Origin of the sequence: Halobaculum sp. CBA1158 (genome assembly GCF_021431925.1) — an archaeon.
In the GTDB taxonomy this organism is placed as follows: domain Archaea; phylum Halobacteriota; class Halobacteria; order Halobacteriales; family Haloferacaceae; genus Halobaculum.
Window position 1 is genome coordinate 710,546 of the sequence record NZ_CP090371.1, and the last position, 13,877, is coordinate 724,422.

Annotated in this window: 15 protein-coding genes; 9 read left to right on the plus strand and 6 right to left on the minus strand. The window is 67.8% G+C overall.

All coding sequences use genetic code 11. The annotated features are described in order from the left end of the window. Positions 1-101: 101 nt before the first annotated feature. Complete coding sequence (locus tag Hbl1158_RS03765) at positions 102-1,631, minus strand: carboxypeptidase M32 (protein ID WP_234298732.1); 1,530 nt, start codon at positions 1,629-1,631, stop codon at positions 102-104. A 58-nt stretch (positions 1,632-1,689) separates the two neighbouring features. Continuing rightward, the gene (locus Hbl1158_RS03770; protein WP_234298733.1) at positions 1,690-2,835 is read right to left on the minus strand and encodes a M20/M25/M40 family metallo-hydrolase; all 1,146 of its coding nucleotides are present in this window, start codon (positions 2,833-2,835) and stop codon (positions 1,690-1,692) included. A gap of 134 nt (positions 2,836-2,969) precedes the next feature. On the opposite strand from Hbl1158_RS03770, the gene Hbl1158_RS03775 reads away from it, so the two are divergent. Continuing rightward, positions 2,970-4,847, plus strand: a complete 1,878-nt coding sequence (locus Hbl1158_RS03775; protein WP_234298734.1) for a PINc/VapC family ATPase — start codon at positions 2,970-2,972, stop codon at positions 4,845-4,847. A 415-nt stretch (positions 4,848-5,262) separates the two neighbouring features. Here Hbl1158_RS03775 and Hbl1158_RS03780 read toward each other — a convergent pair whose 3' ends face one another. Beyond that, positions 5,263-5,607, minus strand: a complete 345-nt coding sequence (locus Hbl1158_RS03780) for an ArsR family transcriptional regulator (protein ID WP_234299464.1) — start codon at positions 5,605-5,607, stop codon at positions 5,263-5,265. 114 nt (positions 5,608-5,721) lie between these two features. Here Hbl1158_RS03780 and Hbl1158_RS03785 point away from each other — a divergent pair, with 114 nt between their 5' ends. Both Hbl1158_RS03785 and Hbl1158_RS03790 read left to right on the plus strand, forming a co-directional pair. Continuing rightward, complete coding sequence (locus tag Hbl1158_RS03785) at positions 5,722-6,039, plus strand: hypothetical protein (protein ID WP_234298735.1); 318 nt, start codon at positions 5,722-5,724, stop codon at positions 6,037-6,039. Position 6,040: 1 nt separating this feature from the next. Further along, complete coding sequence (locus Hbl1158_RS03790) at positions 6,041-7,870, plus strand: ribosome biogenesis/translation initiation ATPase RLI (protein WP_234298736.1); 1,830 nt, start codon at positions 6,041-6,043, stop codon at positions 7,868-7,870. Positions 7,871-7,959: 89 nt separating this feature from the next. On the opposite strand, the gene Hbl1158_RS03795 is transcribed toward Hbl1158_RS03790, so the two are convergent. Beyond that, entirely contained in the window at positions 7,960-8,412 is a 453-nt protein-coding gene (locus Hbl1158_RS03795) for a ferritin-like domain-containing protein (RefSeq protein ID WP_234298737.1), read from the minus strand. A gap of 291 nt (positions 8,413-8,703) precedes the next feature. Here Hbl1158_RS03795 and tnpA point away from each other — a divergent pair, with 291 nt between their 5' ends. Together tnpA and Hbl1158_RS03805 are read left to right on the plus strand one after the other, a co-directional pair. Continuing rightward, a complete protein-coding gene (tnpA, locus tag Hbl1158_RS03800) occupies positions 8,704-9,093 on the plus strand; it encodes an IS200/IS605 family transposase (protein WP_234299465.1) in 390 nt (129 codons plus the stop codon). A 1-nt stretch (position 9,094) separates the two neighbouring features. Next, a complete protein-coding gene (locus tag Hbl1158_RS03805) occupies positions 9,095-10,249 on the plus strand; it encodes a transposase (protein ID WP_234298738.1) in 1,155 nt (384 codons plus the stop codon). A gap of 27 nt (positions 10,250-10,276) precedes the next feature. Here the strand turns inward: Hbl1158_RS03805 and Hbl1158_RS03810 are convergent, their stop codons facing one another. Continuing rightward, the gene (locus Hbl1158_RS03810; protein WP_234298739.1) at positions 10,277-10,798 is read right to left on the minus strand and encodes an archaemetzincin family Zn-dependent metalloprotease; all 522 of its coding nucleotides are present in this window, start codon (positions 10,796-10,798) and stop codon (positions 10,277-10,279) included. A gap of 40 nt (positions 10,799-10,838) precedes the next feature. On the opposite strand from Hbl1158_RS03810, the gene Hbl1158_RS03815 reads away from it, so the two are divergent. The 3 genes from Hbl1158_RS03815 (at position 10,839) to Hbl1158_RS03825 (ending at position 12,572) form a co-directional block, all read left to right on the plus strand. Continuing rightward, a complete protein-coding gene (locus Hbl1158_RS03815) occupies positions 10,839-11,342 on the plus strand; it encodes a UPF0146 family protein (protein WP_234298740.1) in 504 nt (167 codons plus the stop codon). Between the two features lie 110 nt (positions 11,343-11,452). Beyond that, positions 11,453-12,319: a TIGR01548 family HAD-type hydrolase gene (locus Hbl1158_RS03820; RefSeq protein ID WP_234298741.1), complete on the plus strand. Its 867-nt coding sequence runs from the start codon at positions 11,453-11,455 to the stop codon at positions 12,317-12,319. Between the two features lie 7 nt (positions 12,320-12,326). Next, positions 12,327-12,572 carry a hypothetical protein gene (locus tag Hbl1158_RS03825; protein WP_234298742.1) on the plus strand — a complete coding sequence of 82 codons (246 nt, stop codon included), beginning with the start codon at positions 12,327-12,329 and terminating at the stop codon, positions 12,570-12,572. 36 nt (positions 12,573-12,608) lie between these two features. Here the strand turns inward: Hbl1158_RS03825 and Hbl1158_RS03830 are convergent, their stop codons facing one another. Next, a complete protein-coding gene (locus Hbl1158_RS03830) occupies positions 12,609-13,088 on the minus strand; it encodes a hypothetical protein (RefSeq protein ID WP_234298743.1) in 480 nt (159 codons plus the stop codon). Between the two features lie 118 nt (positions 13,089-13,206). Between Hbl1158_RS03830 and npdG the strand changes: the two genes are divergently transcribed. Beyond that, positions 13,207-13,875 carry an NADPH-dependent F420 reductase gene (gene npdG / locus Hbl1158_RS03835; RefSeq protein ID WP_234298744.1) on the plus strand — a complete coding sequence of 223 codons (669 nt, stop codon included), beginning with the start codon at positions 13,207-13,209 and terminating at the stop codon, positions 13,873-13,875. Positions 13,876-13,877 lie beyond the last annotated feature (2 nt).

A 13,877-nucleotide genomic window follows, 5' to 3' on the forward strand; every position in this document is an offset into this window, starting at 1 on the left:
TCGGCCCGTCCGACCGCGACGCTCTAACGAGAACGAAGCCGAAGCCGAAATCGAAACCGAAAACGGCGGTTACAGGCGATTCTATCCCAGGATGTCCGTCCTCACACGGACTCTTCGAGGTCGTAGAGGTCGCCGTACTTCGTCGTCACGTAGTCGACGAAGTAGTCGGCGGTGAAGTCCTCGCCGGTCGCCTCGCGGACGAGTTCGTTCGTCTCGTAGCGGGAGCCGTGTTCGTGGACGTTCTCGCGGAGCCACGCCTGGAGCGCCTCGAAGTCGCCCTCGCGGACCTTCCCGTAGATGTCCCCGATGTCGTCCTCGGCGGCGTTGAACAGCTGGCTCGCCATCACCGATCCGAGGGAGTACGTCGGGAAGTAGCCGAAGTTGCCGTGGCTCCAGTGGATGTCCTGAAGACAGCCCGTGGAGTCCGTGTCGGGCCGGATCCCGAGGTACTCCTCGTACTTGTCGTTCCAGACCTCGGGCACGTCCTCGACGTCGAGGTCGCCCGAGATCAGCTCCCGTTCGATCTCGAAGCGGATGACGATGTGGAGGTGGTAGGTCAGTTCGTCCGCCTCGACCCGGATGAGGTTGTCCTCGTACACCTGGTTCGCGGACTCGTACGCCTCGCGCGCGGTGGCGTTGGTGTCGAAGCGGTCCTCGAACTTCGGGAGCACCAGCTCCCAGAACGCCGGCGAGCGCCCGACGTGGTTCTCCCACAGCCGCGACTGGCTCTCGTGGACCGACAGGTCGCGCGACTCGCCCAGCGGCGTGCCGAACCGCTCCTCGGGCAGCCCGAGGTTGTAGAAGGCGTGACCGAACTCGTGGACGGTGGCCATCAGCCCGCCCAGGGGATCCGTCTCGTCGTAGCGCGTGGTGACCCGGCAGTCGTACACGTTGCCGGAAGTGAACGGGTGCGTCGAGGGGTCGAGACGGCCGCGGTCCCAGTCGTACCCCAGCGTCGTGAGCACGTCGCGCGAGAGGCCCTCCTGTGCGTCCTCGGGGAACTCACCGGCGAAGGCGTCGGTGGTCACGTCGGCGTTCGACTCCCGGATCTCGTCGATCATCGGGACGAGCGTCTCCTTCAGGGTGTCCAGGATCTCCTCGGCCCGCTCCAGCGACAGGCACGGCTCGTAGTCCTCGAACAGCACCTCGTAGGCGTCGCGGTCGGGGTCGATGTGCTCGGCGTACTCGCGCTTCAGCTCGACAAGCTCTTCGAGGTACGGCGCGAACTGCTCGAAGTCGTCCTCCTCGCGGGCGGACTCCCACGCGCCCAGCGCCTCGGTCGAGGTCTCCGATATCTCCTCGACCAGCTCGACGGGGACCGAGTCGGCGCGCTCGAACTCGCGGCGCATCTCCCGCAGCTGCGCGGACTGCTCCTCGTCGAGGTCCATCGCCTCGACCTCCTCCAGCAGCTCCGCGGTGCGGTCGTCGGTGAGCAGCTCGTGGCTCAGCGAGGAGAGCACGGACAGCTGCTTCGAGCGGGCGGGCGTACCGCCCTCGGGCATCATGACCTGCTGGTCCCACCCGAGGACGCCGGCGGCACCCTGAACGCCGTTGATCCGCTCGAATCGTTCCACCAGTTCCGCGTATGCGTCGGCCGTCTCGGCATCGCTCGCGCTTGCGTCAGTAGCCATCGCGCAAACCTTGCCGGCCGGCGCTCTTGAAACGTCCGTTACGCAGAGCCGCTTCGGCTCACGCGAACGCGCCCGCGCGCTCGACCACTTCGCGGTAGATCCGGTAACAGCGGTCGAGCACGTCGAGCCCGACGCTCTCGGTCGCCGTGTGGGCCTCGCCCGACTCGGCGGCCCCACAGATCACGCAGGCCGTGCCCGTCTCGGCGAGCCACCCGGCGTCGGTCGCGTGCGGCTTCACGACGTGTTCTGGCGTCACCGACCCCGACTGCACGTCGCGTGCGGCCGCGAGCACCGCGTCGGCGAACTCGTCGTCCGAGCAGGCCATCGGGGGGAGGTCCTGGTCGACGCGCCACGTGACGCCGTCGATCGACTCGGCTCGCTCCAGCGGCGCGCGCTCGTCGGGGACGGTCCGCTCGTCGACCGTCACCTCGCAGGCGTCGGGCACGACGTTCCAGGCCGTGCCGCCGTCGATCCCGGTGACCGCGACGCTCCCGCGGACCGACTCGCCCATGACGGTCGTCTCGGGGAACGCGAGATCGCGGACCACGCTAACGGCGTCGCAGGCGCGGTAAACAGCGTTAACGCCCTCCTCGGGGATGCTCGCGTGTGTGCTCTCGCCGGCGGCGACGAGCGTGCTCGCGCGCCGGCCCTTGTGCGCGACGACCACGTCGGTGACGCCCGGCCCCGAGTAGTTCGTCGACCCCTCACCGACGACCGCGTACTCGGGAGCGAAGCCGTCCTCGATGGCCGCTCGCGCGCCGACGCCGCCGGCCTCCTCCCCGACGAAGGAGACGAAACACAGCTCACAGCCGTTCGGCTCCGCGTCGCGGAACGCGCACATCGCGGCCGCGACCGCGCCCTTCATGTCGGCGCTTCCGCGCCCGTACAGCCTGCCGTCGCGCTCCTCGACGACGTACGACTCCTCCGGGTCGCTTCCGTCGCCGTCGGCGGTCGTCTCCACCTGCGAGTCGTCCGGCGGCACCACGTCGTGGTGGCCGACGAGCGCGACCGTCGGCTCCGCGGGGTCGCCCGTGCGGGCGAACACGTTCCCGTGATCGTCGCGCTCTACGTCGCCGTCGGTCTCCGCCCGAAGCCACGACTCGATGGCGTCGCCGGCGGCGGTCGCGTCCTCGTGGCTCGGAATCGACACCAGATCCCGCGTCAGCGGGCGCAGTCCCGCGGGCGTATCGTCGGTCGCGTTCACATCGACCTCGGGGACCGGCGCGGGCATAACTCCGGCGTCGGCGGGCCAAAGCCCGCGGACACCTCCGAGCCCGACCGGACGCCGACGCCGTCCCATGCAAGCAGTCTTAAACGGCTCCCGACCCCAGCAGGCGTATGAACGTCGTGCCGGACACGAGCGCGGTCATCGACGGCCGCGTGTCGGAGCGCGTCGACGCCGGCGACTACGAGGGAGCGACTGTGTACGTCCCCGAGGCGGTCGTCGGCGAACTGGAAGCGCAGGCCAACGCCGGCCGCGACACCGGCTGGGACGGGATCGCGGAACTCCAGCGTATCGCCGAGCTCGCCGACGAGGGAGCGATCGACGCCGAGTTCGTCGGTCGCCGCCCGACCGCGGCCGAGCAGGAGGGCTCCGGGGAGGGCGACATCGACGCCCTGATCCGCGACCTCGCGGTCGACCACGACGCCGTGTTACTCACCTCGGACTTCGTCCAGGCGGAGGCCGGGAAGGCGACCGGACTCGACGTGGAGTACGTCGAGGCGGTCCCCCGCGGCGTGACCGACGACGACGGCCTCGACATCGAGCGGTTCTTCACCGAGGACACGATGTCGGTCCACCTCAAGACCGGCACGCACCCGAAGGCGAAGCGCGGCGACATCGCCGACCTCCACTACGTCCGAATCGACGACGCCGACGGCCCGTCCGACGAGACGCAGATGGCGGAGTGGGCCGACGAGATCGAGGCGACGGCTCGGGCGTCGAACCAGGGGTTCATCGAGCTGTCCGAGCCGGGGATGACGATCGTACAGTATCGCAACTACCGGATCGCCGTCGCGCGGCCGCCCTTCTCGGACGCCATCGAGATCACCGCCGTTCGGCCGATCGCGAAGACGACGCTCGACGACTACGAGTTCGCCGACGAACTGCGCGACCGCTTCACCGAACGCCAGCGCGGTGTTCTCATCTCGGGCGCGCCCGGCGCGGGGAAGTCGACGTTCGCGCAGGCGGTCGCGGAGTTCCTCAACGACGAGGAGTACGCGGTGAAGACGATGGAGAAGCCGCGCGACCTGCAGGTCTCCGAGGAGATCACCCAGTACACGGCCCTCGGCGGCGACATGGCCAAGACCGCCGACTCGCTGTTGCTCGTGCGGCCGGACTACACCATCTACGACGAGGTGCGAAAGACGCACGACTTCGAGGTGTTCGCGGACATGCGTCTCGCCGGCGTCGGGATGGTCGGCGTCACCCACGCGACCCGCGCTATCGACGCGCTCCAGCGCCTCGTCGGGCGCGTCGAACTCGGGATGATCCCGCAGGTGGTCGACACCGTGGTCTTCATCGAGGCCGGCGAGGTCGACACGGTCTACGACGTGACGACGCAGGTGAAGGTGCCCGAGGGGCTGACGGCCGAGGACCTCTCGCGACCCGTCATCCAGGTGGTCGACTTCGAGACCGGCACGCCCGAGTACGAGATCTACACCTTCAACAACCAGGTCGTCACGGTGCCGCTGGACGGCACCGACGGCGGCGACGAGACGGGCGTCGGCCGGATCGCCAAACAGGAGATCGAACGCGAGATCCGCTCGGTCGCCCGCGGTCACGTCGACGTGGAACTCCAGGGACAAAACGAGGCGGTCGTCTACGTCGAGGAGGACGACATCAGCTACGTGATCGGCAAGGGCGGCGGCCGGATCACTGACATCGAGAACCGCCTGGGAATCAACATCGACGTGCGCACCCACGCCGACCGCTCCGGCGGCGGCGCTGGCGGCGCGCCGCCGGCCGACGGAGCGGGCTCGACGCCGAAGCCGCAAGGCGAGGTCGTCCAGCCCGAGATCACCAGCCGTCACGTGGAGATCCGGATGGACGAGCACGTCGGCGAGACCGTCGAGGTGCGCGCGGACGACGAGTACCTCTTCACAGCGACCGTCGGCCGCGGCGGCGACATCCAGGTATCGCGCGGCAGCGCCATCGCCGAGGAGCTCGAGGACGCTATCGATCGAAAGCGGACGATCACCGTCGTTCCCGCCTGAGGCGGTCGCTCAACCGCTCGTCTGAGCACGGAGTAGACGGGGGCTGACACCGGGACTCGTCGTTCGCGCGCGGCGTCGAGTCCCGGTGTTTCGCCGGACGACGCGCGCTCGTCGTCACCGCACGCGGGGGCATGGTCCCGGTATCGGGGATAAACGTTCGTCTCGCCGGGTCGCATGCGGTAGATCCTGTACCGCGACGGCGACACCGTCCGCGACCGTGTCCGCGACGGCGGCTGTACTGCCGCATCGAGCACCGCCGGAGCTACCGCTCGACGGTGGAAAACTGCGGGTCGCGTTCCCGTCTCGATTTGTCGCGGTGGCCGGAGAACCGAACGACACGGCGTCGATGGGTGCTCCGTGTCGGTCACTCGGTGTCGGTGGCCACCCGGCGTCGGCGTTCAGTCGGCGTCGGCGTTCACTCGGCGCAGGTCGCTTCCTGCCCGTCCTCACATCCCTCCGATCGTTGTCCCGGTTGCGAGTCGGCGGTGGCCGACTCGCGACCACCGTCGGCCTCGGCCTCGGCCGCCCGCGGTCCCGTGAGCTGATAGAGATTCTGTCGAGCGTCGGCGAAGTAGACGTCCTCGTCGACGATCCCGATGTTCTCGAGCCGTTCGAGGGCGTACCGTACCGTCCGTGCGGAGAGCATCGACTCCTCGACGATCCCCTTCTGCGTCAGCGCTCCGTTGTACTCCAGGACCTTGAACACGAGCTTGGCGCTTGGGGGGAGGTCGTCGAGGGAGTCCTCGTCGGTTCCGTCCATCATTACGAATCGAAACACCGGACCATGATAAAGGTTCACGGAACACTATTCGGTCCGGGGTCCGTTGATCGGGCAAGCGAACCCCTTTTGTCGCCGGCTGGCGGAGCTACGAGCATGGCTACCGAAACCGCTTCGGGGCTCTCCGACCACCTGCGCGGGGTGACCGTCACCACCGTTTCGTGTCTGGCGGGGATCGCCGCGGCGCTCGTTTGCGCGATGGCCCCGTTCCTCGGGACGTCTCCCGAGGCGGCGACCGACACACTCGCGCTGGTCGTGGTCGCGGGCTTCGTCTTCGTACAGATCCCGCTGTTGAAACTGCTCGGCGTGGAGGTCGAGGAGTTCGGGATCAAGGATAACCTCTACGTTGCGTTCATGACCTTCACGCTGTGGTTCATCGCCTACGGCGTCATCCTCTCGGCGAACGTGGCGTAAGATGGCGGACGACAGCATCGCGGTCGTCGACCTCGATCGGTGTCAGCCCGACCGGTGCAACTACGAGTGTGCGAACTTCTGCCCGCCGAACCGCACCGGCAAGGACTGCATCGTCGAGCGCGGCGACCACTACGAGGAGGACGAACCGTACGACGGCGGCCCCGACCAGATCTGGATCTCCGAGGAGATCTGCCTGGGCGAGACGTGCGGCATCTGCGTCGAGAAGTGCCCGTTCGACGCCATCGAGATCATCAACCTCCCCTCCGAACTGGAGAACGACCCCGTGCACCGCTACGGCGACAACGCCTTCTCGCTGTACGGCCTGCCGGTCCCCGAACCCGGTAACGTGACGGGTATCCTCGGTCCCAACGGGATCGGGAAGTCGACCGCGGTGAAGATGCTCTCCGGGGAACTGGTTCCGAACCTCGGTGACCACGCGGAGGAGGCGAACTGGGACGCTGTGCTGGAGCGGTTCAAGGGGACGGAGCTGCAGAACTACGTCGAGCGCGTCATCGGCGGCGAGGTCGAGGTGGCTCGCAAGCCGCAGTACGTCGACCAGATCCCCAAGCAGTTCGACGGCAACACCCGCGAGTTGCTGGAGCGGACGAACGAGCGCGGCGCGCTCGACTCGCTCGTCGAGCGGCTCTCGATCGGCCCGGTGATGGACCAGGACATCGACTCCATCTCCGGCGGGGAGCTCCAGCGCGTCGCGCTGGCGGCGACGCTCGCGCGCGACGCGGACTTCTACTTCCTCGACGAGATCACGCCGTACCTCGACATCGGCCAGCGCATGACCGCCGCGCGGCTCATCCGCGAACTCGCCGACGACGGCGAGCGCTCGATGATGGTCGTCGAGCACGACCTCGCCATCCTCGACCTACTGGCGGACACGCTCCACGTCACCTACGGCGAGCCCGGGGCGTACGGCGTCGTCACCGACCCCAAGTCCACCCGCAACGGCATCAACGAGTACCTGAAGGGCTATCTCGACAACGAGAACATGCGGATCCGCCCCGACGAGATCACCTTCGACGCGCACGCGCCTCGGGAGATCACCCGCTCGCAGGTGCTGTTCGAGTACCCCGACATGCGGAAGTCCTACGGCGAGGGCGAGTTCTCGCTTTCGGTCGACGGCGGCGCGGTCCACGAGTCGGAGGTGCTGGGTATCGTCGGCCCCAACGGGATCGGGAAGTCGACGATGGCGAAGCTGTTCGCCGGCCAGCTCGAGCCCGACGAGGGGGAGCTGGACCTCGCGCTCGACATCGCCTACAAGCCGCAGTACATCGAGATCGACCAGCCGATGCGCGTGGACGCGTTCCTCTCGTCGATCACCGACGACTTCGGCTCGTCCTACTGGGACACGGAGGTCGCCCGGCCGCTCCAGCTCAACCCGATCATGGAGCAGAGCCTCACCGACCTTTCGGGCGGCGAGCGCCAGCGCGTCGCCATCGCGGCGTGCCTCTCGAAGGACGCCGACCTGTACCTGCTGGACGAGCCGTCGGCCCACCTCGACGTGGAACAGCGCGTGCAGGCGACGACCGCCATCCGGCGGTACGCCGAGAACCACGACGCGACGGTGATGGTCATCGACCACGACATCTACATGATCGACCTGCTGGCCGACCGCCTCATGGTGTTCGACGGCGAGCCCGCCGTCGAGGGCCACGCGACCCGACCGCAGGGGATGCGCTCGGGGATGAACGACTTCCTCGGCGACCTGGACATCACGTTCCGCCGCGACGAGCGGACGGGACGCCCGCGGATCAACAAGCCCGGCTCGCAGCTCGACCGCCAGCAGAAGAGCGACGGCGAGTACTACTACTCCGGGTAGCGTCGCCGTTCTCCGGTACGGAGTCGGGAGACCCGCGTTCGTCGTTTCTGACGCCTCGACGGCTGCTCCTGGGGTGACGACGACCCGATCTAGTCGCGACTGTACTCCTTCTTGAAGCCGCGGAACTCCGAGCGGTGGGCCTCCTCGTCGGAGAGGATGGTCACCGCGAGATCCTCGGTCACGGGGTCCTCGGCGGCCTCCGCCGCGTCGATGAGGTCGCGGTACAGCGAGATGGCGTCCTCCTCGGCGTCGATGACGCCCTCGATGACCGACAGCACGTCCGTGGAGTCCTCCGGCGGCTGGAGGGAGTGCTGGTTCGCGGTGAACTCCGCCGAGCCCGGCGGGCGCGCGTCGAGCTGCTTCAGTCGGTTGCCGAGCTGTTCGGCGTGGCCCAGTTCCTCCTGGATGTCGGCCTGGAGGCTCTCTTTTATCTCCTCGGCGCGGACGCCGTCGAGGACGATCGCGTTCGTCTGGTAGTTCATCACGGTCTCCATCTCGTCGCCGTACGCCTTCCGGAGCAGTTCGATGACCTGGTCGGACATGTCGACTCGACGTACCCCGCCCGGAGGCAAATAGCTGTTCGCCGCTGCGAGACGACTGAAATCGGCGACGCCGAACCCGATCGGACGACGGGTCCGGTCGCTACGGACTCAGGTAGTACGGGCGCTCACTCACAATCACACGCCCTCACATAACAGCGGTAGCGAGGCGAAAGCCCACCCCTTCAGGGGTGGGATGAAGCCGACAACTGGGAATCTCTCCACGCTCGTAGGCACGGCTGGGGTTAGATGTCTACATAACATCTTTAGATGAAAGACTTCTACATACTGACGATGCCTCGTGGGTTTGACAGGGAACGTACTAACGTCCACAAACTCCAGTACCACTTCATCTGGTGCCCGAAGTACCGCAGATCGGTGCTTGAGGGCGAGGTACGTGACCGTCTCGAAGAACTCATCGAGGAGAAAGCCGACGAACTCGACCTCGAAATCTTGGAGTTGGCGATTCGCCCCGACCACGTACACCTGTTCATCACGGGCGACCCGACGCTCGCCCCGAACAAGATAATGCAACAGGTCAAGGGCTACTCCTCGCGCCACCTCCGCGACGAGTTCGATTTCGGCTTGCCGTCGCTGTGGACGCGCTCGTACTTCGTCTCAAGTGCGGGCGACGTATCCAGCGAAGTCATCGAGGAGTACATCGACGCCCAAGCAGGTGAGTAGTATGCAACGGAACGTCTCAACCACGGTGCGGGTCAAACTCCACTCGCTGACCAACAGGAAAGCCGACCTGCTCGCCCGTGAGTACGAGGCGTTCCAGACGGCTGTTCACGGTGGAGACGCCGACCTATACTCTGCGACCGACCAGCAGGCGTCGAAGGTGCAACGACAGAAAGACCCGAACCCCGACACCGAACAGCCTGTCGTCCTCCGCAACGACGTGTTCGACGTGGTCCACGACGAGGACACCGTTCTTTCGTCGTGGTGGGTCAAAGTCCCCGTCTACGACCCCGAGCGCGGACGGGGCAACTCCATCTGGTGCCCCGCCTACGTCCCACAGAAGGACGAACAACTCGTCCGTGAGGGCAACGTTCGGGACAGTGAACTGGTGCGCCGTGACGGTGACTGGTACGTCCATCTCGTCGTCAAACGGTCTGTGACCGTCCAAGACGAGTACGACGACGTGCTGGCTATCGACATGGGCGCACGGTGGGTCGCTACCTGCGCGTTCCTCTCCGACCGCAAAACCACCTTCTACGGCGAGGAAGTCCGTCGTATCCGCGAACACTACAAGCAACTCCGCAAGTCCATCGGAAAAGCGAAACCCCGACAAGGACAGCAGGTGGTCAAGCGTATCGGTGACGCGGAAGCGCGGAAGGTGGACGACCGCCTCCACAAAATTGCTCGGCAAATCGTGGAGGATGCCGAGGAACGGAACGCAGTCATCGTTGTGGGCGACCTCGGCGGGATTCGCAAGGACAACGACAAGGGACGGTACGTCAACGACAAGACCCACAAGATGCCGTTCGCCCGCCTGCTCAACTACATCGAGTACAAGGCCCACGACGCGAGCATCGAGGTGCAGTTGGTCGAAGAATACGACACGTCGAAGACCTGCAATCGGTGTTCCTGTGAGGGCGTCCGTGAGACACAGGGGCGCTTTGAGTGTCCCGAGTGTGGGTTGGACGACAACGCCGATAAGAACGGTGCGCTGAACATCGGCAAACGAGCCTTGGGCAAGTTCTCGAAACCGCTGTCCGAGGCGGGGGCCGTACTGGCACGGCCCGAAACGCAGGTCATCGTCCCACGCGACGACGAACCTGCGAACCTCTCCGTATCCGTGGGTTCAACCCCCAGTGGGGGAACCCCACGGCTTTAGCCGTGGGAGGATGTCAGAGACGCTCACTCACAGATACTCGCGCGAGCAGGTGCCGCAGAGGTGCTCTTCTTTCACGTCGACCTCGCGAACAGTCGGGGAGAAGGACATGACGCATTTGCTGTTGTCGCAATGCTCCAGCCCGAGCGTGTGGCCGATCTCGTGGACGATCTCCTTGCGCACTCGATCGGAGAACACCTCGGCGGCCGGCTTGGTGGAGACGCCGCCGTCCGAGGAGGTCTGGAGGCGGTACGTGGAGACGACCGAGCCGTTACCGTTGAGATACGCCAGCCCGAAGACGTAGTTGCGACGCCGGTAGTAGAGGTCCTGCGGGGTGATGCCGATGTTCTTCTCACCGGTTCCCACCCGCGAGACGAGTTCGATGAACTGCTCGGCACGGTATTGGTTGCGGCTGCGGTCGTACGCGCCCTCCGGGATCGACTGCTCGTCGTGAACGCTGACGTCGCAGTCGTACACCGAGCGGAGTCCCGCCGACGCCTCACGCTTCACCTGGGCGGAGACATCCCCGATGGGCACGATGTCGACAAGCATGAACGTGCTTATGTCGGGTGCGAACATAAGTTACCCGCCCGTGTCAGACGATCGTCGGTCCGCGGTCCGCCGGAAACTCGACGAATTCCCACGGCTCTGTGAGGTCGGTATCGGGGATCGCGACGAGGTGGCCGCCGGCCTCGCGAGCGACGGCCGCGCGGTGACTGCGACCGACGTGGTCGAACGCGAGCCACCCGCGGGAGTCACGTTCGTCCGCGACGACGTCGTCGCCGCGGCCGACCGCGTCGCCGGAGACGACGACGCCGACGATCCTGACAACCTCGGCGACGCTGACCCTGACAGCTTCGGCGACGGGGACCTCGACGCCCTCGACGATGCCTACCGCGTGGACTGCGTGTACGCGCTCAACTGCCCGCCGGAACTGCACCGCCCGCTCCTCCGGGTCGCCGGCGCGGTCGACGCCGCCTGCGCGTTCACGACGCTCGGCGGCGACCCGCCGGCGGTCGAGGCGACGCCGCTGGCGCTCTCGGGCGGGGACACGCTGTACGTCGCTCGCGACCCCGACGACGTGTTGATCGACTGATCGACCGACCGGGCGACCGAGCGACTAAGCAACCGACCGACACCGGTTCGCAGTTCGACCCCGTCGCACGGAGTCGCAACGCCCATACGCGGGCCACCCCCTTCGTCGGTATGCGAGTCGACACGGTCGTGTTGGACGTCGACGGCGTGCTCGTCGACGTGGCCGATTCCTACCGCCGGGCGGTCGTCGAGAGCGTCGAGCGCCGGTACGGCGACACCCTCGCCCGCGACGACCTCCAGGCGTTCAAGGACGCCGGCGGCTTCAACAACGACTGGGAGCTGACCGACGCCGTCGCGCTGTACGTCCTCGCCCGCGACCGCGGCCTCGCGGCCGACGTGGCCGCTTTCACCGACGCCATCGCAGCTAACGGCACGGGCCTCGACGGCGCGCGCGCGACCGTTCGCGACGCCCTCGGCGACGAGGCTGCAGACGAGATCGAGGCGGCGTGGGACCCCGACGCGCTCCGCGAGACGTTCCAGGCGCTGTACCTCGGGACGGAACTGTACCGCGACATCGAGGGCGAGGAACCCCCCTTCGAGGCACCCGGATTCGTTCACGACGAGCCGGTGATCGTCGAGGAAGCGACCGTCGACGCGCTCACCGAGGGGTATCCGGTGTGCGTGCTGACGGGTCGACCCGCCGCCGAGGCGGACATCGCGCTCGCCCGCGCGGGCCTCGACGTGCCCGACGACCGTCGGTTCACCATGGACGACTGGGAGGCGGGCAAGCCGAACCCGCGGGCGCTGGTGACGCTGGCCGAGCGCACCGACGCCGACCGGGTCGCGTTCGTCGGCGACACCCTCGACGACGTGCGAACCGCGGTCAACGCCGCCGACGCGGACGGGTCCCGGACCTACCACGGGATCGGCGTGCTGACCGGCGGGCTCGCGGGCGCGGACGGCCGCGCGAAGTTCGCCGACGCCGGGGCCGAGGCGGTGCTCGACAGCGTGAACGACCTGCCGGGGCTGCTGGAGTGAGACGGCGATGAGCGAGTCCGGTCCCGACCGAAGCGCCGACGCCGACGCCGGCGGCAGTCGGTCGCGGGTCGCCCGACTCGGTCAGTTCCTCACGTTCGTCGCGCTGCTGGACCTGCTGGCGCTGTCGATCGGGGCCACGTTCACGCCGCCGGACCCGGTGACGCAGGCGCTCACAGTCGGCCCGATGCTCGTCGTCTCGCCGGTGTTGGCCTACTGGTTCGTGTACAAACGCGAGCCCCCGGACGGCCGATAGCTCCCGCCCGACGACCGCCATCCGTCGGTACGCCGACTACTCCTCGAGCGACAGCACTCGGGTCCGGCCGCCGGGGTCGACGACCTCGGGGTCGGCTCCCGCTGCCCGCGCCCGTCGCCGGAGTTCCCGCGCCAGCGACACGGCGTCGGCGCGCTCGTCTGCCGAGCGGAACGCCAACCGGACGTCGTCCTCGCGACCGGCGACGCGCAGGTGTAGCGAGAAGCCGGTCGGGCGCGCGAACGGCGCGAGTCCCTCGACGTCACCGTAGCGGACGCGAACGGCGTCGGGGTCGTGAGTCGCCTCGGTCCGCGTCACGGCGTGCGGGTCGTACAGCCCGAGCGACTCGAGCAGACCGCCGAACAGCCCGTCGGCCGCCCCACCGACCGCTCGGGCGAGCCGACCGTGTCGGCCGGGCGCGAACAGGACGGCGTCGTCGCCGAGGAACGCGCGACCCGGGCGCGGGCGCTCGTCGGGAGCGGCGCGGAGGATGACGTCGACGGCGTCGGGATCGTCCATACCTCGACGGTGTTCGTCCATCGGCATCAACGCGGTGCTCGACGCGACCGAATCCCCGGTACCGTCAGCCCTGTCCGGTCACGCAACGCTTACCGCCGGGCCGCACCCAGTAATCCCCATGCGAATTGCGCTCTTGGGCGGCACCGGCGACATCGGCGAGGGGCTCGCCGTACGGTGGGGCCGCGACACAGACCACGAACTGCTCGTCGGCTCGCGCGACCCCGAGAAGGCCCGCGCGGCGGCCGAAGAGTACGCCGGGACGGTCGCCGACGCGGGCGGCGACGCTGACCTGAAGGGCTTCGACAACGCGATGGCGGCCGACCGCGCGGACGTGGTCGTGCTCGCTGTGCCGCCGTACCACGTCGCCGACACGGTCGAGGCCGTCGAGGCGACCCTCGACGACGACGACGTGGTCGTCACGCCCGCCGCGGGGATGAAACGTGAGGACGACGGCTTCCACTACCACCCGCCCAGCGCCGGCAGCGTCACCGCGCTCGTACGCGATGCCGTGCCCGACGAGGTACCCGTCGTCGGCGCGTTCCACAACCTCGCGGCCGGGCGGCTCTCGGACCTGTCGCAGAATCTGGGGATCGACACGCTCGTGCTCGCGGACGACGACGAGGCGGCGGCGACGGTGTCGCGACTGGCCGAGGAGATCGTGGGCCTGCGCGCGCTCTCGGCGGGCGGCCTGTCGAACGCCGCGGAGGTGGAGTCGCTGACGCCGCTTCTCATCAACGTCGCGACGAACAACGACGACCTGCACGACCTGGGCGTCCGGTTCGACTGACC